Genomic DNA, 20,365 nt, shown 5'->3' with positions numbered 1-20,365 from the left:
CGGTGTCGGACAGGCCCGGTAGCGTGGCGCCGTGACCGGTCGCCGCCTCCGACTCCCCCGCCCCGACGCCGAGCTCGACAGCGCGCTCGCCGCCGTCCGCACCGCGAACGACCTCCCGGGCGCGTTCCCGCCCGAGGCCCTCGCCGAGGCGGAGCAGGCCGACCGTGCCGCCGACGACGCGGGGCGGATCGACCTCACGGGCATCCCCTTCGTCACGATCGACCCGCCAGGCTCCCTCGACCTCGACCAGGCCGTGCACCTCGAGCGGCGCGGCTCAGGAGTCGTGCTCCGCTACGCCATCGCCGACGTGCCCGCCGTCGTCCGACCCGGCGGTGCCCTCGACGCCGAGACCCGCCGCCGCGGCCAGACCTACTACCTCCCCGACGGCCGCGTCCCGCTGCACCCGCCGGTCCTCTCCGAGGGCACCGCCTCCCTCCTCCCCGACCTCGAGCGCCGCGCCCTCGTCTGGACCCTCGAGCTCGACGACGCCGCCGAGCCCCGAGCGGTCCGCCTCGAGCGTGCTCTCGTCCGCAGCACGGCCCGCCTCGACTACGCCGGTGTCCAGCACAGCGTCGACGCCGGCGTCCCGCACCCGTCGATCGCGCTGCTCCCCTGGTTCGGCACGGAGCGCCAGGCCCGGGAGGCCGAGCGCGGCGGAGCGAGCCTCGCCCTCCCCGACGAGGAGATCGTCGCCGTCGACGGCGGCTACCGGATCGAGCGCCGGGCACCCCTCGCCTCGGAGGGCTGGAACGCCCAGGTCTCGCTCCTCACCGGCATGGCCGCGGCGACGATGATGCTCGGCGCCGGCGTCGGCATCCTCCGCACGATGCCCGCCGCCGACGACGACACCGTCGCCGCCTTCCGCGCCCGCGCGAACGCCCTCGGCGTCCCCTGGGCCGCCGACGAGCCCTACGGCGCCTACCTCCGCCGCCTCGACACGGCGGACCCCGCCCAGCTCGCGATCATGTCGGCCGCTGCGACGCTCTTCCGCGGCGCCGGCTACACCGCCTTCGACGGCGCCGCCCCCGAGCAGCCCGAGCAGTCCGCCCTGGCCGCCCCGTACGCGCACGTCACCGCGCCGCTCCGCCGCCTGGTCGACCGCTTCGCCCTGGCGACCTGCCACGCGATCTCCACCGGCGAAGAGCTCGAGCCCTGGCTCCGCGCGGCCCTGCCCGAGATCCCGGCCCTGATGACCGCGAGCGACCGCCGCTCCGGAGCCGCCTCCCGCGCCGCGACCGCCGTCGTCGAGGCCGCGATCCTCCGCGGCCGTGAGGGCTCCTCCTTCGAGGGCGTCGTCGTCACCTCCGCCAGGACCCGCTCGCAGGTCCAGCTGCTCGACCCCGAGATCACGGTCGACGTGCCGACCCCGCAGACGCCGGGAGCCCGTGTCGTCGTCGTCCTCGAATCGGTCGACGTCGCCACGGGCTCCGCGGTGTTCAGGCCTGCTGCCTAGTCCTCGTCCTCGTCCTCGCGCGGCTTCACGTACGGGTCCGCGTCGCCGGCGTAGTCCGCCTTCGCGGCGAGCGACTGCACCTGGGTGTCCTGGTTGCGCGCCGTCGCGAGGAGGTCCTCGATGTGCTTCGCGTTCTCCGGGATCGCGTCGAGGATGAACTCGAGCGACGGCGTCAGCCGCGCCGTGATGTTCTTGCCGACCTCCGTGCGGAGCATGCCGGTCGCCGCCTTCAGAGCCAGCGCCGAGTCGGCGCGCTCCTCGTCGGTGCCGTAGACCGTGTAGAACACGGAGGCGTGCTGCAGGTCACCGGTCACCTGCACATCGGTGATGGTGACGAAGCCGAGTCGGGGGTCGCGGAGTCCGCGCTCGAGCCGCTTGGCGACGATCACCTGAATCCGTTCGGCGAGCTTCCTCGCCCGTGCCGGATCTGCCATGGCTGGTCCTCATCTCTCTCGACGAACCGTTCAGCTCGCCATCTAACCACTCCCCGGCAGTCCCGCCGGTCGTCTTGCTGGGGGCTTGCTCTCCCGAGCACACCCCGGGTCGTCGTCTTCGCTGCAGTGGTGCGCGGCGCTGCCGGCGCGGGTGGGGTGCCTCGCCGCGGCTCCTTCCCGCGCGGCTGCGCCGCGCCCGCCAGACCCGAGCCAGGAGCCGCGACGAGACACCCCACCCGCACCTCCCGTCTGTAGAGGCAGAAGTCCGTACTCCCGGTCCCCCTCCCGCACAGGCGCCCCACCCCCACCGTGCAGTTGCAGGTCCCGGTACCGACGCCCCGTGCCTCGGAGTTCTGGACCACCCCACTTCTGGCGAACCGAACCTCCCGCAGGGAGGGAGCTCACTCCCGTCCTCGCGCGACTGGCTCGGGTCTGGCGGGCGGGCCGCAGGCCCGCGGGAAGTCGCGCGAGGGCGGGAGTGAGCTCCCGATCCCTCGTCAGAACGAGGGCCCTGAGGACCGGAGACTCCCTGAACGCCGGAAGGCCCGGGCGGACCCGGGCCTTCCAGTGAGAATTCAGGGTCAGCCTCGCGGCTTCTCCTTCATCTCGATCGTCTCGATCTCGTCGCCGATCTGGATGTCGTTGTACTTGCCGAGACCGATACCGGCCTCGTAGTCCGTACGGACCTCCGTGACGTCGTCCTTGAAGCGACGCAGCGACTCGATGGCGAGGTTGTCCCCGACGACGACGCCGTCGCGGATGACGCGCGCCTTCGAGTTGCGGGTGATCGTGCCGGAGCGGACGATGACACCCGCGATGTTGCCGACCTTCGAGGAGCGGAACACCTCGCGGATCTCGGCGATACCGGACTGGACCTCCTCGTACTCGGGCTTGAGCATGCCCGTGAGCGAGTTCTCGACCTCTTCGATCGCGTTGTAGATGACCGAGTAGAAGCGGATGTCCACTCCCTCTCGAGCAGCGCGCTCGCGGGCCTTCGGGTCGGGGCGGACGTTGAAGCCCACGATGATCGCGTTGTCGATCGTCGCGAGGTTGACGTCCGACTCCGTGATCGCACCGACACCGCGGTGGATGATGCGCAGCTGCACCGAGTCGTCGACCTCGATCTTGACGAGCGACTCCTCCAGCGCCTCGACGGCACCGGACACGTCGCCCTTGATGATGAGGTTGAGCGACTCGACCTTGCCCTCCTCGAGAGCACGGGTGAAGTCCTCGAGCGAGATGCGCTTGCGGGCCTTGGCCAGCAGGGCGTTGCGCTGAGCGGCTTCGCGCTTCTCCGCGATCTGGCGGGCGGTGCGGTCCTCCTCGGTGACGAGGAAGGTGTCGCCGGCGCGGGGCACGGACGAGAGTCCCTGCACCTGAACCGGTCGCGACGGCACGGCCTCGAGCACGGCGACGCCGTTCTCGTCGGCCATCGCACGGACGCGGCCGTAGGCCGTTCCCGCGACGATCGCGTCGCCGACGCGCAGCGTTCCCGACTGGATGAGGACCGTCGCGACGGCACCGCGTCCCTTGTCGAGCTTGGCCTCGATCGCGACTCCGCGGGCCTCCTTGTCGGGGTTGGCGCGCAGGTCGAGACCGGCGTCCGCGGTGAGCAGCACGGCGTCCAGGAGGTCCTGGATGCCGGTGTTCGCGCGGGCCGACACGTCGACGAACATGACGTCTCCGCCGTACTCCTCGGCGACGAGGCCGAACTCGGTCAGCTGCTGACGCACCTTGGCCGGGTTGGCGTCGGGCTTGTCCACCTTGTTGACCGCGACCACGATCGGCACGTTGGCCGCCTGGGCGTGGTTCAGCGCCTCGATGGTCTGCGGCATGATGCCGTCGTCCGCCGCGACCACGAGGATCGCGATGTCCGTGACCTGGGCACCACGGGCTCGCATGGCGGTGAACGCCTCGTGACCCGGGGTGTCGATGAAGGTGATCGGGCGCTCGATGCCCTCGTGCTCCGCGACGACCTGGTACGCACCGATGTGCTGCGTGATGCCGCCCGCCTCGCCGGCGACGACGTTGGCGTTGCGGATCGCGTCGAGCAGGCGCGTCTTTCCGTGGTCGACGTGACCCATGACGGTGACGACGGGGGGACGGATCTGGAGGTCCTCGTCCGTCTCGTCCTCGAGCTCCTGCTCGAGGTCGAGGCCGAAGCCCTCGAGGAGCTCCTTGTCCTCGTCCTCGGGCGAGACGACCTGGATCTTGAAGCCGAGCTCACCGCCGAGCACCTCGAAGGTGGCCTCGTCGAGCGACTCGGTCGCCGTCGCCATCTCGCCGAGGGCGAAGAGGACGGTGACCAGGTTGCCGGGGGGCACCGGCACGCCGGTCATGGCCTCGATCTTGTCGGCGAAGTCCGAGATCGACGCGCCGCGGCGCAGACGGATGACCGTCTTGCCGTCGCCGCGGGGGACGCTGACGCCGCCGAGCGACGGGGCCTCCCTGAGCTCGAACTCCTGACGCTTCGTGCGCTTCGACTTGCGGGCCTTGCTCTTGCCGCCACCGCGACCGAAGGCACCAGCGGTGCCACCGCCGGGGCCGCGACCGCGACCGCCGCCGCCACCGGGACGAGGGGCGAAGCCGCCACCCGCTCCGGGGCGCCGCCGGGACGCTGGAAGCCGCCGCCGGCCGGACGGCCGGGGCCGCCGGGACGACCGGCTCCGCCACCGGGACCGCCGGGACGCTGGCCGAAGCCGGCGGGGCGCTGGCCCATGCCGGGTCCACCGGGTCGGGGCGCACCCGGGCGGGGAGCCGCGGGACGGGGATGTTGCTGGGCGTCGGGCGCGAGCCCATGCCCTGCGAGCTGGCGAACGGGTTGTTGCCCGGACGCGGGGGCGTCGCGGGACGCTGGCCCATGCCCTGGTTGCTCGCGAAGGGGTTGTTGCCCGGACGCGGTGCGCCACCGGGACGGCTGGAGCCGCCGGGGCCGGAGGTGCCGCCGGACTTCGGCGGAGCTGCCGCCGGGGCCGGACGGGGGTCGCCGGCTTCGGTCCGCCGGGGGTGGCGGGCGAGGCGGCGGGGGTCGCTGCAGCGGGCTTCTCGGGCGCGGGCGCCGGAGCGGCGGCCTCGGTCGGAGCCGGAGCGGCGGGGGCGTCGGCGGCGGCCTGGGCGCGAGCCGCGGCCGCGGCCTCCTGGGCGGCCTGAGCGGCAGCCTGACGCTCGGCGACCGACATCGGCGGAGCCGGCGCCGGAGCGGGCGGCTTGGCCGGGCCGGGCATCGGCGCGGAGGGGCGGGCGCCCGAGGGGCGCGGGGCCCCGGGACGGGCGGTGCCGGCGGCGGGCGCCGACGGGGTTGTGGAGGCGCCCGTGCTCGCGCTGCCCTGAAGGGCCTGGCGGAGCTTGCGGGCGACGGGGGGTTCGATGCTGGACGACGGTCCCTTGACGAACTCGCCCAGTTCTTTCAACTTCGCAAGTGCGACCTTGCTGTCGACGCCGAGTTCGGCGGCGATCTCGTGCACGCGTGGTTTAGCCACTTCTCTCCTGTCTCGGACCTGCGCCCAAGACGGGGCAGGCCATCACAAACGGACGGATCTCATTTCGAGCCGCTCATCAGTCGTTGCTCATGATCAGTTCACGGGCCGTTCTGCCTGTTCTCTCTGCGGTGTGATCGTTCGCCTGGCCGGTTCCTCAGGGTGAGGAGCCGAGCCGGTCAGGTCACGGGTGACGTACTGCTCCACGGCGCTCGCGTCCACGCTCTCGCGCGTCCGGAACGCCCTGCTGAACGCGCGGCGCTTCACCGCGAGCTCGTAGCAGTCGTACGCGTCGTGCAGCCACGCTCCCCGCCCAGCACGGACACCCCGCGGATCTACCACGAGGACGTTCGAGGGGAGGACGAGCCTCAGAAGTGAGGCCCTTGGGGCGCGCAGACGGCAGCCGACGCACGTTCTGACGGGTTCCACTGTACTCCCTCGTTCCCGGGAGCGCCTCCCCGCACCGCCGACGGCGGGGATCACTCCCCGTCCATCACCGAATCGGGCTGGATGTCGATCTTGGCGCCGGTGAGCTTGGCGGCGAGTCGGGCGTTCTGGCCCTCCTTGCCGATGGCGAGCGAGAGCTGGTAGTCCGGGACGAGTGCGCGGACGGCCTTGAGGCTCTGGTCGATCACGAAGGCGCTGGTCACCTTGGCGGGCGAGAGCGCGCTGGCGACGAAGGTCGGCAGGTCGGAGGAGTAGTCGACGATGTCGATCTTCTCGTTGTTCAGCTCCGCGGTCACCGCGCGCACGCGCTGGCCGAGCTCGCCGATGCAGGCGCCCTTGGCGTTGACGCCCGGCTCGGTCGCGCGCACGGCGATCTTGGTGCGGTGGCCGGCCTCGCGGGCGAGCGAGACGATCTCGACGACGCCGGAGGCGATCTCCGGGACCTCGAGGGCGAAGAGCTTGCGGACCAGCGACGGGTGCGTCCGCGAGACCTGGACCGAGGGGCCCTTCGTGCCGCGGCTGACGCTCGTGACGTAGACGCGGATCCGGCGGCCGTGGCTGTAGTCCTCGCCCGGCACCTGCTCCTCGGGCGAGAGGATCGCCTCGATGGAGCCGAGGTCCACGTGGATCATCTTGGGATTCGGGCCCTGCTGGATGACGCCGGCGACGATGTCGCCCTCGCGGCCCTTGAACTCGCCGAGGATCTTCTCGTCGCCGATGTCGCGCAGCCGCTGGTTGATGACCTGCTTGGCGGCGAAGGCCGCGATGCGGCCGAAGTCGCGCGGCGAGTCCTCGGACTCGCCGACGACGGCGCCCTCCTCGTCGATCTCGGGCACGAACACGCTGACGTGCCCGGTCTTGCGGTCGAGGTGCACGCGGGCGTCCACGGCGGTCGCCGTGTCGGCGTCGTCCGCCTGTCCGATGTGCTTGAGGTAGGCGGTGAGGATCGCCTGCTCGATGATCTGCACGAGTTCCTCGAAGGGGATCTCGCGCTCGCGCTCCAGCAGGCGCAGAACGCTCAGGTCGATGTCCACGGGCGGGCCTTTCTCTCTATTCACTTGGGTGGCGTGGCGGCGCAGCGCGACCACGTCGAAGTCCGGCCCGACGCCGGCGGCGCCACGGCACGGAGCCGGGCCCGCGCGTCGGGACCATTGAGCATAGCCGACCGCGCCGGACGCGGACGGAGGGCGGCGCCGGTCAGGCGCCGAGTCGGGCCAGCGCCTCGGCGGCGGGCAGCTGCTCGCGCTCGCCGGTGCGGCGGTCCCAGAGCTCGACGACGCCGTCGGCGGCGCTGCGGCCGGCGATGACGATCACCGGCACCCCGATCAGCTCGGCGTCGCCGAACTTCACGCCCGGCGACACCTTCGGCCGGTCGTCGATCAGCACGTCGCGGCCCGCCGCCTCGAGCGAGGCGCCGACGGACTCCGCGAGCGCGAGCGCCGCCGGGTCCTTGCCGGTCGCGATCACGTGCACATCGAACGGAGCGACGTTCTCGGGCCAGATCAGCCCGCGGTCGTCGTGGTTGCTCTCCGCGATGATCGCGAGGATGCGGGTGACGCCGATGCCGTAGGAGCCCATGGTGACGGTGACGAGCTTGCCGTTCTCGTCGAGGACCTTGAGGCCGAGCACGTCCGCGTACTTGCGGCCGAGCTGGAAGACGTGGCCGATCTCCATGCCGCGCGCGGTCTCGATCGGGCCGGAGCCGTCCGGGGCGGGGTCGCCCGAGCGGACATCGGCCACCTCGACGACGCCGTCGCCGGAGAAGTCGCGACCGGCGACGAGGTCGAGCACGTGCTTCCCGGCGACGTTGGCGCCGGTGATCCAGGAGGTGCCCTCGACGACGCGGGGGTCGAGCAGGAAGCGGATCCCGCTCGCCGACTCCTCTCCCAGCACGGCGCCCTCGGCGGACCACGGGCCGATGTAGCCCTTGACCAGCGCGGGGTGCTTCGCGAAGTCCTCCTCGGTCGCGGCCTCGACCTCGGCGGGGGCGAAGGCGACCTCGGCGCGCTTGAGGTCGACGTCGCGGTCGCCGGGCAGGCCGACGACGACGAGCTCGCGGGTGCCGTCGAGCGCCGTGAGCGCGAGGACGACGTTCTTCAGCGTGTCGCCGGCGGTCCAGGCGCGGCCGTCGGCGCGCGGCTCCTGGTTGTTGGCGAGGTCGACGAGCGTCTGGATGGTCGGGGTGCCGGGCGAGTCGAAGATGCGCGCCGCGGAGAGCCCCTCGAGCGGCAGCGCCTCGGGCACGGGCGTGCGGTACGCCTCGACGTTGGCGGCGTAGCCGCCGGCCGAGCGCACGAAGGTGTCCTCGCCGACCGGGGTCGGGTGCAGGAACTCCTCGCTGCGCGAGCCGCCCATCGCACCGGCGTCGGCCTGCACGATCACGTACTCGAGGCCGAAGCGCTGGAAGATCCGCTCGTAGGCGTCGCGCTGCAGCTGGTAGCTCGCGTCGAGGCCGGCGTCGGTGTAGTCGAAGGAGTAGGCGTCCTTCATCGTGAACTCGCGGCCGCGCAGGAGGCCGGCGCGGGGGCGCGCCTCGTCGCGGTACTTGTCCTGGATCTGGTAGAGCGAGAGCGGCAGGTCCTTGTAGGACGAGTAGAGGTCCTTGACCAGGAGGGTGAAGAACTCCTCGTGGGTCGGCGCCAGCATGTAGTCCGCGTCCTTGCGGTCCTTCAGGCGGAAGACGCCGTCGCCGTACTCGGTCCAGCGGCCGGAGAGCTCGTAGGGCTCGCGGGGCAGCAGCCCGGGGAAGTGGACCTCCTGCGCGCCGGCGGCCGCCATCTCGGCGTGGATGATCGCCTCGATGCGCCGCTTCACCTTCAGCCCCAGGGGCAGCCAGGCGAAGACGCCGGGCGCCTGGCGGCGGATGTAGCCGGCCCGGACGAGGAGGCGGTGGCTCGCGACCTCGGCGTCGGCCGGATCCTCTCGGAGGGTGCGGACGAACAGGTGCGAGAGACGGGTAACCACGAGGGACGATCCTATCCGGAGTCCACGGCGGGGTGTCCCGCGGCCGCCGGTGAGGCGGCGGACGGGTGGTGTCCCCGTCCGCCGCCCGCGTCAGTTGGAGACGACGACGACCGGGGAGCCGGTCGAGGTGTCGTCGGCGGGCATCTCGGCGGCCAGGCGGTTGGCCTCCTCGATCAGCGTCTTGACGATCTCGGACTCGGGGACGGTCTTGATGACCTCGCCCTTGACGAAGATCTGGCCCTTGCCGTTGCCGGAGGCGACGCCGAGGTCGGCCTCGCGGGCCTCGCCCGGTCCGTTGACGACACAGCCCATGACGGCGACGCGCAGCGGCACGCTCATGCCCTCGAGACCCGCGGTGACGTCGTTGGCGAGCGTGTAGACGTCGACCTGAGCGCGGCCGCAGCTCGGGCAGGAGACGATCTCGAGCTTGCGCTCGCGGAGGTTGAGCGACTGCAGGATCTGCAGGCCGACCTTGACCTCCTGCGCGGGCGGCGCCGAGAGCGACACGCGGATGGTGTCGCCGATGCCCTCGCCGAGCAGGATGCCGAACGCCGTCGCCGACTTGATCGTGCCCTGGAACTCGGGGCCGGCCTCGGTCACGCCGAGGTGCAGCGGCCAGTCGCCGCGCTCGGCGAGCTGGCGGTAGGCCTGCACCATGATCACCGGGTCGTTGTGCTTGACCGAGATCTTGAAGTCGTGGAAGTCGTGCTCCTCGAAGAGGCTGGCCTCCCAGACGGCGCTCTCGACGAGCGCCTCGGGGGTGGCCTTGCCGTACTTCTGCAGGAGGCTGGGCTCGAGCGAGCCCGCGTTGACGCCGATGCGGATCGAGACGCCGGCGGCCTTCGCCGCGGCGGCGATCTTGCCGACCTGGTCGTCGAACTTGCGGATGTTGCCCGGGTTCACCCGGACGGCCGCGCAGCCCGCGTCGATCGCGGCGTAGACGTAGTTCGGCTGGAAGTGGATGTCCGCGATGACCGGGATCTGGCTCTTCTTCGCGATGATCGGCAGCGCCTCCGCGTCGTCGCGGCTCGGCACGGCGACGCGCACGATGTCGCAGCCGGAGGCGGTCAGCTCGGCGATCTGCTGGAGCGTCGCGTTGATGTTCGTGGTCGGCGTGGTGCACATCGACTGGACGCTGACCTGAGCGTCACCGCCGACGAGCACCTTCCCCACCTTGATCTGACGGGTCTTCCGGCGGGGGGCGAGGGTCACGGGGACCTTGGGCAAACCCAGATTCACAGCAGGCACGAGCCCCATCGTACGCGCGCCGCCCGGCCGGACGCCGCCGCTCCCCCGGTTCCCAGGTCCCGCCGATCTCCACGGTCCGTGCCACGCCTTCCTCGACCGCATTCCGGAACCGCCGACGTCCGATCTGCAGGCGATCTCCGGCAGATCGCGTGCACACCCCCGTCCCCGCGAGCAGCCTCCGGCACATCTCCTGCACACCGAACCGAGCTCAGCCGGCCGCGATACGCTCCTCCCAGCCCGACCCGTCGCGTAGCCGACCGCGGCACGCCGGGCAGGGACCGGCACCACCTCGAAGACGAAAGCGAGAATCGCGTGCCAGCGATTCGCGCCAGCCGACCGCAACCCGCTCCTCCCAGCCCGACCCGTCGCGAAGCCGACCGCGGCACGCCGGGCAGGGACCGGCGTGCAAGACGACTCAGAACAGCTGGATCGGCTTCACGATGTCGGCGTAGATCAGCAGGGCGCTCATCCCGCCGAGGAGCAGGACGACCGCGTACGTGAGCGGCAGCAGCTTGGCGATGTCGACGGGGCCCGGGTCGCGGCGGCCGAAGAGCTTGGCGATGCGGCGGCGCAGGCCCTCCCAGAGCGCGCCGGCGATGTGGCCGCCGTCCATCGGCAGGAGGGGGACGAGGTTGAAGACGAAGAGCGCGACGTTGAGGGAGGCGAGGACGCCGACCATGGTCTGCACCTTGGAGACGACGGGCAGCTGGTCGGAGGCGGCGATCTCGCCGGCGATGCGGCCGACGCCGACGACGCTGATCGGGCCGTTCGCGTCGCGCGCCTCGGTGCCGAAGGCCGCCTGGGCCACGTCGATGAGGCGCTGCGGCAGGTTGAGGATGACGTGGGCGACGCTGGCGACGTTCTCCCCGACCGTCCCGGGGACGGCGGTGATCGGCTGCTGGACGAGCGCCTGAGTGGGCGAGATGCCGATGAAGCCGACGGTCTGCGTCTCGACGGCGCCGGACGCGTCGAGCACCGCGTCGCCGGCGGCGTCGGTGACGGCCACCTCGTTCTCGGCGGGGGTGATCGTGAGGGTGAGGCTCTGGCCGTCGCGGTCGACGGCGACGCTGAGCGGGACGCCGGCCGAGGCGCGGATGATCGGGGTGAGGTCGTTCCAGGAGGACACGGGCGTGCCGTCGATCGCGGTGATGGTGTCTCCGGGCAGGATGCCGGCCGCGGCGCCGGGCGCGAGCGGGTCGTCGGCGGAGCAGCTCTCGGCGGTCGTGTCGCTCGCCGGGACCACGCACTGCGAGACGGTCGAGATCGTCGAGGTGTTCTGGGCGACCCCGATGCCGCAGAGCAGGACGGTGAAGAGGACGGTCGCGATCACGAGGTTCATGAACGGGCCGCCGAACATCACGACGACGCGCTTCCAGACCGCGAGCCGGTAGAAGGCGCGGTGGTCCTCGCCCTCGCCGATGGTCTCGGCGCTGGCGGCGCGCGCCTCGTCGATCATCGTCGCGTAGCCGCCGCGGCGGGGTTCGGGGTCGGGCGCCGACTCGTTGCCGTTCAATCCGTTGAAGAAGCCCGTGCTCGACTCGCCGACGCGGTCGCCCGGGTGCTTGGGCGGGTACATCCCGATCATGGCGATGTAGCCGCCGAGGGGCAGAGCCTTCACGCCGTACTCGGTCTCGCCGCGGCGGACGGAGAAGATCGTGCGGCCGAAGCCGATCATGTACTGCGTGACCTTGACCCCGAAGAGCTTCGCCGGCACGAGGTGCCCGACCTCGTGCAGCGCGATCGACAGGGCGACGCCCACGGCGATGATGACGACGCCGAGGACGAAGAGCAGCACGGATTCCACTCGGTCACTGTAGGCCGCGGGGGTACCCCTCGGCTGGAGAGGCGCTGGAGGAACGCGATGAGCGTCCGATCAGCGCGTCGGCGCTCCTGGGGGCCGGTCAGGCGGCGGCGATCCGTGCATCCGCCGTGCGGCGCGCCCAGGTCTCGGCCTCGGCCAGCGACTCGCGGGTCAGCGCGCCCTCGACGGAGTGCACGTCGACGACGGCCTCGACCGTCGCGAGGATGTCCAGGTAGCCGATCCGCCCGGCGTGGAACGCCTGCACGGCCTGCTCGTTCGCCGCGTTGAAGACGGCCGGGTAGGACGCCCCGGCGGCGCCGACCTTCTTGGCGAGCCGGACGGAGGGGAACGCCTCCTCGTCGAGCGGCTCGAACGTCCAGGACTGCGCGCGGGTCCAGTCCAGCGGCACGCCGACGCCGGCGACGCGGTGCGGCCAGTCGAGACCGAGCGAGATCGGCAGGCGCATGTCGGGCGGCGAGGCCTGGGCGATCGTCGAGCCGTCGACGAACTCGACCATCGAGTGGACGATCGACTGCGGATGCACGGTCACGTCGATCCGGTCGTAGGGCACGTCGAAGAGCAGGTGCGCCTCGATCACCTCGAGACCCTTGTTGACCAGCGTGGACGAGTTCGTGGTGACGACCAGCCCCATGTCCCAGGTCGGGTGCGCGAGGGCCTCGGCCGGCGTGACGTCGCGGAGGGAGGAACGGTCGCGCCCGCGGAACGGGCCGCCCGACGCGGTCAGCACCAGTCGGCGGACCTCGCGGTGCTCCCCCGCGAGCAGCGCCTGCGCGATCGCCGAGTGCTCGGAGTCGACGGGGACGATCTGCCCGGGAGCGGCGAGCGAGGTGACCAGCTCGCCGCCGACGATCAGCGACTCCTTGTTCGCGAGGGCGAGGGTGCGGCCCTCCTCGAGCGCGGCGAGCGTCGGGCCGAGCCCGACGGACCCGGTGATGCCGTTGAGGACGACGTCGGCGTCGACGGAGCGGATCAGCTGCTCGGCCTCCGCCGCGCCGAAGGCGGTGTGCTCGACGCCGAACTCGCGCGCCTGCTGGGCGACGACCTCGCGGTTGGAGCCGGCCCCGAGGCCGACGACCTCGAAGCGGTCGCGGTTCGCGCCGATGACGTCGAGGGCCTGCGTGCCGATGGACCCGGTCGAGCCGAGGATGATGACCCTGCGCATCCGCCCATCCTGGCACGGCGGCCCTCGGCCCTCCCGGGGTGCGGAGCGGAGCGGGTCAGCTCACCGCGAGGATGTCGACGACGAACACCAGGGTGTCGGTGCCGCTGATGCCCGCGTTGGTGTTGCCGGCCTCGCCGTAGCCCTTGTCCGGCGGGATGACCACGAGCACCTGCGAGCCGACGGTCTGGCCGACCACCGCCTCCTTGAAGCCCTCGATCACGTCGCCGGTGCCGAAGGACGCGGGTGTGCCGTTCCCCCAGCTCTGGTCGAAGACCTCGCCGGTGCCCCAGACGACGCCCTGGTACTGCACGATCAGCGAGTCGCCGTCGGCGACGGTCTGCCCGTCGCCCTTCTTCAGCACCTCGAGCTGCAGCTCGGCCGGCGGGTCGGTCGCGGGGATGGTCACCGTCGGGGCGCCGTCCTCGGCGAGCGCCACCGTCGGCAGCCCGTCGACCGGCGCCTGCGGCTCACCGGTCGCGGCCGAGGGGACGATGCCCTCGACGTCGATCACCATGACGATGGAGTCGTCCGCGGCGATCCCGAGATCGGTGCTGCCGGCGTCGCCGAACGCGTCGGCGGGAGGGACGACAGCGACGACGCGCGAGCCGACCGTCGCGCAGTTGACCGCCTTGACGAGGCCCGCGAGGTACTGATCGGTGTCCACCTCGAAGGCGGCGCGCCCACCGGAGGCGTAGCTGCTCGCGGAGAACTCGGCGCCGCTCGTGCCGTTGTAGAGGGTGTAGTCCACCAGCACGGTGTCGCCCTCGGCGACCGCCTCGCCGGTGCCCTCGATGACGGTGCTGCCCTCGGTCGCCTCGACGCTCATCGGGGTCGGGAAGACGGTGACCGGCTTCGTCGCGAAGTCGCCGGCGGCGTCCACGGCGTCGGACGCCTCCCCGGAGGAGATGCAGGAGAGCGGAGTCGGGGTCGCACTCGGCGACGCCTCGGGGGTGCCGGGCGTGCAGGCCGCGAGGCCGAGGGAGGCGCCGAGAACGGCGAGGATCGCGAGGGTTCTGCGCACGGGTGCACCTTTCCTGCCCGGCAGGGAGCGGGACGACGTCGGGGGGATCCTTCCATCCTGAGGGCTGCGCCTCCGCCCCGGCTGAACGATCCCCCTGCACCGGTCCGCGGACGAGCGGGCACGGAGCGTCTCCGGCTCGCTCCCGGGAGCCGCGCCTAGCATGGAGGAATGCGTGAATTCTCGGTCCCCCAGTCCCGCGCGCTCGTCACCGAGCTCCCCGGCCCTCGCTCGATCGCGCTGCAGGAGCGCCGCGTCGCCAGCGTCTCCCGCGGCGCCGGAACCCTCGCGAACATCTACATGGACCACGCCTCGGGCGCCGTCCTCGTCGACGTCGACGGCAACCGCCTGATCGACCTCGGCTGCGGCATCGGCGTCACCACCATCGGCCACGCCCACCCCGCGGTCGCGGCCGCGGCCGCCGCCCAGGCGGAGAAGCTGACCCACACCCTCTTCACCGTGACCCCCTACGAGAACTACGTGCGGGTCGCCGAGAAGCTCGGCGAGATCACCCCCGGCGACTTCGAGAAGCACTCGATCCTCGTCAACTCGGGCGCCGAGGCGGTCGAGAACGCGGTCAAGATCGCGCGCAAGCACACCGGACGCCGCGCCATCGCCTCGCTCGACCACGCCTTCCACGGCCGCACCAACCTCACGATGGCGATGACCTACCGCCCCTGGCCCGAGCGCGCCGGCATGGGCCCGTTCCCCGGCGAGATCTACAGCCTCCCGATGAGCTACCCGTTCCGCGACCCCGAGGGCATGACGGGCGAGGAGGCCGCCGAGCGCTCCATCGACTACATCCGCACCCACATCGGCGCCGAGGAGCTCGCGGCGCTGTTCGTCGAGCCCATCCAGGGCGACGGCGGCATCATCATCCCCGCGGCGGGCTACTTCGAGCGCCTCTCCGAGTTCTGCACCGAGAACGGCATCGTCTTCGTCGCGGACGAGATCCAGGCCGGCATCGCCCGCACCGGTGCCTGGTACTCGATCGAGCACTTCGGCGTCGTCCCCGACCTCATCACCACGGCCAAGGGCATCGCCGGCGGCTTCCCGCTCGCCGCGGTCACCGGCCGCGCGGAGATCATGGACGCGGTGCAGCCCGGCGGTATCGGCGGCACTTTCGGCGGCAACCCCGTCTCCACCGCCGCCGCGCTCGCCACCTTCGAGGCGATCGAGTCCGAGGGCCTGCTCGCCGAGGCCCAGCGCGTCGAGCGCGCCCTGCAGGCCCGCATCGGCGACTGGGCCGAGCGCTTCGCCGTGGTCGGCGAGGTCCGCGGCAAGGGCGCGATGTTCGGCGTCGAGCTCGTCCACCCCGGCACCAAGAAGCAGAACCCGGAGGCGCTCTCCGCCGTGCTGAAGCACGTCACGACGAACGGCGTCATCGCCCTCGACGCCGGCAGCTGGGACAGCGTCCTGCGCATCATGCCGAGCGTGGTCATCAGCGAGGAGCTGATCGACGACGCCGCGGGTGTCATCGAGGAGGCGCTCGCCACCTTCGGCTGAGCGGTCGCTCCCTCCGCTCTCCCTCGCGGGCCGCTCCTCTCGACGAGGGGCGGCCCGCGGTCGTCCGCCGCGGCACCCGGCGGTGTGGTCGGCGGAGCGCCCGGCAGGGCATGACCCGAGCGGCATGCAGCCGCCGGTAGCGTCGGGCGAATGCCGACCGACGACGCTCCGACACCGCCGACGCCGCCGGGGATCGGCGTCTCCGCTCGCGTGGCCCGCTTCACGATGAGCCGGCTCGGCCGGATGATCTACCGGCCGATCGTCGAGGGCCGCGACAACGTGCCGCGCACCGGCCGCGTCATCATCGCCAGCAACCATCTGTCGTTCATCGACTCGCCCGTGCTGACGCTGCTGGCGCCCCGGCCCGTGCAGTTCCTCGCGAAGTCGGACTACTTCACCGGCACCGGCGCGCGCGGCGCCCTGTCGCGCTCCTTCTTCACGGCGGTCGGAGCGGTCGCGGTCGAGCGCGGCGCCGGCCAGGCCGCGCAGGAGGCGCTCGATCTCGGGCGCGCGATCCTCGAGCGCGACGAGGCGTTCGCCGTGTACCCGGAGGGGACGCGCTCGCGCGACGGCCGCCTCTACCGCGGCCGCACCGGAGTGGCGTGGCTCGCACTCACCACCGGCGCGCCGGTCGTCCCGGTCGGGCTCGTCGGCACGCAGGAGCTGCAGCCCGTGGGCTCGAAGATCCCGCGGCTGCACCGGATCACGGTGCGCTTCGGCGATCCGCTCGATCTCTCCCGGCACGGCTCCGCCGACTCGGGCCGCGCGCGCCGGCACGCGACGGACGAGGTGATGGCCGCCATCCACGCGCTGTCGGGCCAGGAGGCGGCGGGTGTCTACAACGAGTCGCCGCCGGTCACCACGGTCGAGAAGATCAAGCGCGCGCTGCCGCACGAGCGGCGCTGACCGCTCCTGCCGCCGCACCCACCGGGTCCGCGCGGGTCAGCGCGCGTCGGCCGCCGAGGTCTGCGGCTCGTGCCCGACCGGGAAGCTCACCGAGTTCGCGATGAAGCACAGCCGGGACGCCTCGCCGTGCAGCGACTGCGCGAGCTCGACCATCGACTCGTGCGCGACCCGCACCCGCGGTCGGAGGGTGACCGAGACGAAGCGACCGCCCTCGCCCTCCTGCACCATGCGCCCGATGGCGTCGTCGACGTACTCGGTCACGACGACCCCGTTCTTGACGGCGACGTGCAGGAACGAGAGCAGGTGGCACTGCGCGAGGGAGGCGAGCAGCAGCTGCTCGGGGTTCCAGCGGTCCGGGTCGCCGCGGAAGGGCTTGTCGGCCGAGCCGAGGATCGGCGGCGGGCCCTCGGCGACGAGGACGTTCTGGCGCCCGTAGTCCCGGTAGCCGCTGGTGCCGGTGCCGCGATTGCCCTCCCAGACGACGGAAAGAGCGTAATCGTGCTCCGATTTCATCGGATCCCTCCTTCTCGGCCGTGGTTCAGGCCGGTCTCGACGGTCTGGACCCCTGGTCCTCCGACGCCCGAAGGTAGACTCGGGGGACCATGACAGACACGCTCGCCCCCCAGGTTCCCACGTCGGCCGTCCCCCAGGAGCGTCGCGTCGCGACCGAGATCCCGGGGCCGCGATCGAGGGCCCTGCACGAGCGCCGCCTCGCCGTCGTGCCCACCGGCGTCGGCACCGCGCTGCCCGTCTACATCGACCGCGCGCACGGCGCGATCCTGGTCGACGTCGACGGCAACCAGTTCATCGACCTCGGCGCCGGCATCGGCGTGACGACGATCGGCCACACCGACGACGCGGTCGTCGCGGCCGCCACCGCGCAGCTCGGCCGCCTCACCCACACGCTCTTCACCGTCACGCCCTACGAGCCGTACATCCGCGTCGCGGAGCTGCTCGGCGAGCACACCCCCGGCGACCACGCGAAGAAGACCGTGCTGGTCAACTCCGGCGCCGAGGCCGTGGAGAACGCGGTCAAGATCGCCCGCAAGCACACCGGCCGCCCCGGAGTCGCGGTGCTCGACCACGCCTACCACGGTCGCACGAACCTCACGATGGCGATGAACTTCAAGGCGCTCCCCTACGGCCTCGGCTTCGGTCCCTTCGCGAGCGACGTGCACCGCGCGCCGAGCTCGTACCCGTATCACGACGGCCTCTCGGGCGCCGAGGCGGCCGAGCGCACCATCTCCTACCTGGAGAAGACGGTCGGCGCCTCGGCCCTGGCCTGCCTCGTCGTCGAGCCCGTCCAGGGCGAGGGCGGCTTCATGGTCCCGGCGCAGGGCTTCCTGCCCGCGCTGCAGGAGTGGTGCACCGCGAACGGCATCGTCTTCGTCGCCGATGAGATCCAGTCGGGCATGGCCCGCACCGGCGCCTGGTTCGCCAGTGAGCACTTCGGGCTCGTCCCGGACATGGTGCTCTCGGCCAAGGGCATCGCGGGCGGCCTGCCGCTCGCGGGCGTCACGGGCCGCGCGGAGATCATGGACTCCGCTCAGGCCGGCGGCCTCGGCGGCACCTTCGGCGGGAACCCCGTGGCGGCCGCCGCCGCGGTCGCGGTCTTCGAGCGGATCGAGCAGGAGGGCCTCCTCGCCGAGGCCGACCGCATCGGGGCCCGGCTGGGCGCCGCGCTCCGCGCGCTGCAGGAGCAGTACGACATCATCGGCGACGTCCGCGGGATCGGCGCGATGATGGCGATCGAGCTGGTCGAGCCGGGCACGGCGCAGACGACCAAGCAGCCCAACACTGCCGCCGTCGGCGCGATCATCGACTACGCGGCGAAGCACGGCGTGCTCGTGCTCAGCGCCGGCACCTACGGCAACGTGGTGCGCTTCCTGCCCAGCCTCGCCCTGACGGACGAGCTGCTGGACGAGGCCGTCGCCGTCCTCGCCGAGGCCTTCGCGACCCTCTGAGCGCCGCCTCCACCACCGACGGCCCGGCCCCTCCGCTCAGGAGGCGCCGGGCCGTCGGGCAAGATGGGGGGATGTCCGCAGGTACCTTCACCCTCGCCGAGTCCGTCGAACTGGCGGTGGTCGAGCGCTCCGGCTTCATCGAGTCGCGCCACGCCGGATCGGCCGTGCTCCTCGACTCCGACGGCCGCGTCGCCCGCACCCTGGGCACGCCGACGGCGCCGGTCTTCCCCCGCTCCTGCCTCAAGCCCTTCCAGGCCCTCGCCGTGATGACCGCCGGCGTCGAGCTGAGCGGAGCGGAGGCGGTCATCGCGACCGCGAGCCACGCCGGCATCCCGCAGCACGTCGCCCTGGTGCAGAACCTGCTCTTCCGCGCGGGGCTCGACCACTCGGCACTGCAGTGCCCGGCCGACTGGCCGACCGACTCGGCCTCGCGCGCCAAGCTGCTGCGCGCCGGCGCGAGCGCGGATCCGCTCTACATGAACTGCTCGGGGAAGCACGCCGCGATGCTGCTCGCCTGCGTGCAGAACGGCTGGAGCACCGACGACTACCTCGAGCGCTCGCACCCGCTGCAGCAGCACATCGTCGACACCATCGAGCGGCTCACCGGAGAGCGGATCGTCGCCTCGGGCATCGACGGCTGCGGCGCTCCGGTGCACGCGCTGCCCCTCACCGCTCTGGCCAAGGGGATCTCGCGGATCGTCTCCTCCTCCCCCGCCTCGCCCTTCGGGCTCTACCGTCAGGCCGGCGTCCTCACCGAGGCGATCCTCGAGAACGCCTGGGCCCTGGACGGACCGGGTCGCGACAACACCGTCGTGATCGAGCGGCTCGGCCTGGTCGCGAAGCTCGGCGCGGAGGGCGTGCTCGTGATGGCGTCGCCGGACGGCACGACCGTCGCGCTGAAGATCCTGGACGGGAGCCTGCGCGCCGCGACCGTCGTGGCGCTGAAGCTGCTGGTCGAGGCGGGCAGCGTCGACCGCACCGCGGCGAACGAGGTGCTCGTGCGCCTCAACCCGGTGGTCACCGGCGGCGGGCAGCCCGTCGGCGCGATCCGCGCCTCCTACGTCTGAGGCGCGGCACCGCCGCTCCTGCGTCCTCGCCGGTGACGACGTCCTCGCCGGCTACTGCGTCCTCGCCAGCCGCTTCGCCCGCGCCGCCGAGGACACCTGCGTGACGACGACGATGAGGATCGCCAGCACGAACACCGCCGACGCGATGACGTTGGCCTCCGCAGGGATGCCGCGCGCCGCCGCGATGTAGATGTACTTCGGGAACGTGGTGACCGAGCCGGAGTTGAAGTTCGTGATGATGAAGTCGTCGAAGCTCAGCGCGAAGGAGAGCAGCGCGGCGGCGAGGATGCCGGGCAGCAGCAGCGGGAAGGTGATCCGCCAGAAGACCTGGCTCGGCGAGGCGTAGAGGTCGCGCCCCGCCTCCTCGAGCCGCGGGTCCAGACTCGCGACGCGGGCCTTGACCGTCACCACGACGAAGCTGATGCAGAACATCGTGTGCGCCAGGATGATCGTCACCAGGCCCTTCTCGGTGCCGACCGCGAGGAACTGGGCGGCCAGACCGGCGCCGAGCACCACCTCCGGGGTGGCCATCGGCAGGAACAGCAGCAGGCTGATCGCGGAGCGGAACCGGAAGCGGAACCGGACGAGCGCGATGGCGATCATCGTGCCGAGCGCGGTCGCCAGGACGGTCGCGACCACACCGACCAGGAGGCTGTTGCCGAAGGCCGTCATCACCTCCTCGCTCGTCCACGCCGAGACCCACTTGTCGAAGGTGAAGCCGCGCCAGGCGAGATTGCTCTTGCCCGAGTCGTTGAACGAGTAGACGAAGGTGTAGCCGATCGGGATCAGCAGGAAGATCAGCGCGAGGGCGGTGTAGATCCCCAGCCCGAGGCCCTGGAAGCGGCGCGGACCTCGAACGGGCGCGGGCGGCGGTGCTCCCAGAGCCTCCTGGGCGCTC

Annotated in this window: 15 protein-coding genes and 1 pseudogene; 5 read left to right on the top strand and 11 right to left on the bottom strand. The window is 72.1% G+C overall.

Annotation, left to right across the window (positions count from 1 at the left end; genetic code table 11):
• The first annotated feature begins 31 nt into the window (after window positions 1-31).
• Complete coding sequence (locus GTU73_RS08055) at window positions 32-1,453, top strand: RNB domain-containing ribonuclease (protein WP_160088459.1); 1,422 nt, start codon at window positions 32-34, stop codon at window positions 1,451-1,453.
• Here GTU73_RS08055 and rbfA read toward each other — a convergent pair.
• The 9 genes and pseudogenes from rbfA to GTU73_RS08010 all read right to left on the bottom strand — a co-directional run bounded on the left by rbfA (window position 1,450) and on the right by GTU73_RS08010 (window position 14,027).
• The gene (gene rbfA / locus GTU73_RS08050) at window positions 1,450-1,887 is read right to left on the bottom strand and encodes a 30S ribosome-binding factor RbfA (RefSeq protein ID WP_123445535.1); all 438 of its coding nucleotides are present in this window, start codon (window positions 1,885-1,887) and stop codon (window positions 1,450-1,452) included. The genes GTU73_RS08055 and rbfA overlap by 4 nt on opposite strands.
• Window positions 1,888-2,468: 581 nt before the next feature.
• Window positions 2,469-5,366: pseudogene (gene infB / locus GTU73_RS19485) on the bottom strand (translation initiation factor IF-2).
• 93 nt (window positions 5,367-5,459) lie between these two features.
• Entirely contained in the window at window positions 5,460-5,792 is a 333-nt protein-coding gene (locus tag GTU73_RS08040) for a YlxR family protein (RefSeq protein ID WP_123702952.1), read from the bottom strand.
• Window positions 5,793-5,842: 50 nt separating this feature from the next.
• Entirely contained in the window at window positions 5,843-6,844 is a 1,002-nt protein-coding gene (gene nusA, locus GTU73_RS08035; protein ID WP_160088457.1) for a transcription termination factor NusA, read from the bottom strand.
• 163 nt (window positions 6,845-7,007) lie between these two features.
• Window positions 7,008-8,774 (bottom strand): proline--tRNA ligase, encoded by a 1,767-nt coding sequence (locus GTU73_RS08030; RefSeq protein ID WP_160088455.1) that lies wholly within the window; start codon window positions 8,772-8,774, stop codon window positions 7,008-7,010.
• Window positions 8,775-8,864: 90 nt separating this feature from the next.
• Window positions 8,865-10,022, bottom strand: a complete 1,158-nt coding sequence (ispG, locus tag GTU73_RS08025) for a flavodoxin-dependent (E)-4-hydroxy-3-methylbut-2-enyl-diphosphate synthase (protein WP_160088453.1) — start codon at window positions 10,020-10,022, stop codon at window positions 8,865-8,867.
• Window positions 10,023-10,437: 415 nt separating this feature from the next.
• A complete protein-coding gene (locus tag GTU73_RS08020) occupies window positions 10,438-11,826 on the bottom strand; it encodes a site-2 protease family protein (protein ID WP_208543750.1) in 1,389 nt (462 codons plus the stop codon).
• A 97-nt stretch (window positions 11,827-11,923) separates the two neighbouring features.
• Window positions 11,924-13,006 carry a 1-deoxy-D-xylulose-5-phosphate reductoisomerase gene (gene dxr / locus GTU73_RS08015; protein WP_160088451.1) on the bottom strand — a complete coding sequence of 361 codons (1,083 nt, stop codon included), beginning with the start codon at window positions 13,004-13,006 and terminating at the stop codon, window positions 11,924-11,926.
• Window positions 13,007-13,061: 55 nt separating this feature from the next.
• Entirely contained in the window at window positions 13,062-14,027 is a 966-nt protein-coding gene (locus GTU73_RS08010) for an FKBP-type peptidyl-prolyl cis-trans isomerase (RefSeq protein ID WP_244231814.1), read from the bottom strand.
• Between the two features lie 168 nt (window positions 14,028-14,195).
• On the opposite strand from GTU73_RS08010, the gene GTU73_RS08005 reads away from it, so the two are divergent.
• Entirely contained in the window at window positions 14,196-15,530 is a 1,335-nt protein-coding gene (locus GTU73_RS08005) for an aminotransferase class III-fold pyridoxal phosphate-dependent enzyme (RefSeq protein WP_160088447.1), read from the top strand.
• Between the two features lie 225 nt (window positions 15,531-15,755).
• A complete protein-coding gene (locus GTU73_RS08000; protein ID WP_244231914.1) occupies window positions 15,756-16,436 on the top strand; it encodes a lysophospholipid acyltransferase family protein in 681 nt (226 codons plus the stop codon).
• Between the two features lie 36 nt (window positions 16,437-16,472).
• Here the strand turns inward: GTU73_RS08000 and GTU73_RS07995 are convergent, their stop codons facing one another.
• Window positions 16,473-16,949: an OsmC family protein gene (locus tag GTU73_RS07995; RefSeq protein WP_160088443.1), complete on the bottom strand. Its 477-nt coding sequence runs from the start codon at window positions 16,947-16,949 to the stop codon at window positions 16,473-16,475.
• 89 nt (window positions 16,950-17,038) lie between these two features.
• On the opposite strand from GTU73_RS07995, the gene gabT reads away from it, so the two are divergent.
• Together gabT and GTU73_RS07985 are read left to right on the top strand one after the other, a co-directional pair.
• Window positions 17,039-18,400, top strand: a complete 1,362-nt coding sequence (gabT, locus tag GTU73_RS07990) for a 4-aminobutyrate--2-oxoglutarate transaminase (protein ID WP_160088441.1) — start codon at window positions 17,039-17,041, stop codon at window positions 18,398-18,400.
• Between the two features lie 71 nt (window positions 18,401-18,471).
• A complete protein-coding gene (locus tag GTU73_RS07985) occupies window positions 18,472-19,467 on the top strand; it encodes an asparaginase (RefSeq protein WP_160088439.1) in 996 nt (331 codons plus the stop codon).
• A gap of 51 nt (window positions 19,468-19,518) precedes the next feature.
• Here GTU73_RS07985 and GTU73_RS07980 read toward each other — a convergent pair whose 3' ends face one another.
• Window positions 19,519-20,292 (bottom strand): ABC transporter permease, encoded by a 774-nt coding sequence (locus GTU73_RS07980; protein WP_244231913.1) that lies wholly within the window; start codon window positions 20,290-20,292, stop codon window positions 19,519-19,521.
• Between the last annotated feature and the right edge of the window lie 73 nt (window positions 20,293-20,365).

Source organism: Rathayibacter sp. VKM Ac-2804, assembly GCF_009866655.1.
In the GTDB taxonomy this organism is placed as follows: domain Bacteria; phylum Actinomycetota; class Actinomycetes; order Actinomycetales; family Microbacteriaceae; genus Rathayibacter.
Note: the sequence above shows the minus strand (reverse complement) of the source record. Positions and strands in the feature narration are given on the sequence as shown.

Bases quoted from the DNA above. Each gene is read 5' to 3' on its own strand.
- rbfA (WP_123445535.1), bottom strand. From the start codon at position 1,887: ATGGCAGATCCGGCACGGGCGAGGAAGCTCGCCGAACGGATTCAGGTG.
- dxr (WP_160088451.1), bottom strand. From the start codon at position 13,006: ATGCGCAGGGTCATCATCCTCGGCTCGACCGGGTCCATCGGCACGCAG.
- GTU73_RS08005 (WP_160088447.1), top strand. From the start codon at position 14,196: ATGCGTGAATTCTCGGTCCCCCAGTCCCGCGCGCTCGTCACCGAGCTC.
- GTU73_RS08000 (WP_244231914.1), top strand. From the start codon at position 15,756: ATGAGCCGGCTCGGCCGGATGATCTACCGGCCGATCGTCGAGGGCCGC.
- GTU73_RS07995 (WP_160088443.1), bottom strand. From the start codon at position 16,949: ATGAAATCGGAGCACGATTACGCTCTTTCCGTCGTCTGGGAGGGCAAT.
- gabT (WP_160088441.1), top strand. From the start codon at position 17,039: ATGACAGACACGCTCGCCCCCCAGGTTCCCACGTCGGCCGTCCCCCAG.
- GTU73_RS07985 (WP_160088439.1), top strand. From the start codon at position 18,472: ATGTCCGCAGGTACCTTCACCCTCGCCGAGTCCGTCGAACTGGCGGTG.